Source organism: Shigella sp. FC1567, assembly GCF_001743015.1.
GTDB lineage: Bacteria > Pseudomonadota > Gammaproteobacteria > Enterobacterales > Enterobacteriaceae > Escherichia > Escherichia coli.
Genome location: NZ_MIIV01000250.1, coordinates 1 through 1,691 on the forward strand (window position 1 = coordinate 1; position 1,691 = coordinate 1,691).

Here is a 1,691-nt window from a genome sequence, read left to right on the forward strand (position 1 = left end):
TTGTTCCATGTGAGCGCGACACGGTCCTCACAGCTCTCAGTGGCATCAGCAGCAACAGCGAAAGACTGCTGTCGAAGCTCCGCAGAGGCACTGAGTTTTTCCAGCCATGCAGCGACCTGTTCACGGAATCCGGAGGTATTGCGTGCAGAGACGGTATCGGAAAGGCGGTCAAGGAACGCGGAAAAGGTGTTGGCGTGCTCTTCATGTTCAAAAGCATGCCATATCTGTGATACATCAGATTGTTTGTTTTCCGGGAACCATGCTGTCACGGCATCAGCCAGGGGGCGATGGAGTGTATTCTGTTGTCCGTCACTCATGGAGAAGTAAATCTGCGGGCCGTGGTAGTCCGGCGAAGAGGTTAATCTTTGCAGGGATTGCAGAGCATGGGATGACAATGGGTTATCACTAATATCTATTGAACATTCATTCCTCAGATTAAGAATGCTTTCCGGGATATGACTTATCTGATTTATGTCAAAATAACCGTTCCTTAAATTTTCCGGCAGGTATGGAATATCGGTTAACATATTGTCGATTGCCCATATGGAGTGAATGTTGTGAGGTAGAGGGGGGAGTTCACTAAGAAGATTCCCTATTGCGCTAATCTCTTGTAAAGAAAATGGTAAAGGTGGTAAAACTGCCAGCCCATTACATGATACATCTAATGTTTCCAGTAGTTCTGGTAAAACAGGAAGAGAACATAATTGATTATTTGAGACATGAAGCTCCTTCAAAGATATGGGGAGTGTGGGTAGTGTGATTAGTTGATTGTGGGACGCATTCAATAATTTAAGTCCTTGAGGCAAAGCAGGCAGTTCAATAAGTCTGTTATAGCTGACATTAAGCTGTGTAAGGGACGCAGGCAATGGGGAGATTAAGCTTAAATTATTTTTACTTATATTAATTGATTTAATTCCCGGGGGGATTTCAGGTAATGTTGTCAGGCCTAATTCAGACAAGTCTAGGTTCGTCTCTTGGTTTTGTAGACATGATACTAGTCGCTGAAAAGCGATGTCTCGTTGTTCTTCTTGTATGCGGTTATTTTTCCATTCAGTCCAATGGGTTAGATAATTTTCATATGCGCGGCTAGTGTCGATTGAATAAGTGGAGAACGAATTTGAAATTAATCTGTGATTGTTATTTGTCGGGAGCATAAATATCAGGGCGTATTCTTTATGTTGAGAGGTGTTGGATTCTTTTTTATCTGCTTTGCAATGTTATTGGTTCCCTTCAGCAGTAGACAGGAACTTCTGGAGGAGGCGGATATATAGTTTGTGTAAGCATATTAACTCCATATGTTATATATTGAAGAACTTCTGCTTTACACTATCCTAAACTGGATCGGTTTAATGTAAAAAAACGATACTTTTTGGGGGAGGGGGCAATTTTTCCTTAAGGTATGAAAAAAGGAGCTGAAGCTATATAATAGCTATTAATGCCACTGGTATCAGTGAATCATGTATATAAAAAAGGTAATGCTGCCAACTTACTGATTTAGTGTATGATGGTGATTTTAAGGTGCTTGCGTGGCTTCCATTTCCATCAGATGTCCTTCCTGCTCCGCTACTGAAGGCGTGGTGCGTAACGGCAAAAGCACTGCCGGACATCAGCGCTATCTCTGCTCTCATTGCCGTAAAACATGGCAACTACAGTTCACTTACACCGCCTCTCAGCCCGGTACGCACCAGAAA

2 protein-coding genes are annotated in these 1,691 nt (G+C 42.7%); one reads left to right on the forward strand and one right to left on the reverse strand.

Annotated features, from left to right (window positions below):
• A partial coding sequence (gene ipaHd, locus BHE85_RS14780) for a T3SS effector E3 ubiquitin-protein ligase IpaHd (RefSeq protein ID WP_087613913.1) occupies positions 1-1,154 on the reverse strand: 1,154 nt, incomplete at its 3' end.
• A 372-nt stretch (positions 1,155-1,526) separates the two neighbouring features.
• Here ipaHd and BHE85_RS14785 point away from each other — a divergent pair.
• Positions 1,527-1,691: IS1 family transposase (locus tag BHE85_RS14785; RefSeq protein ID WP_047664789.1), on the forward strand; the 165-nt coding region annotated here is incomplete at its 3' end.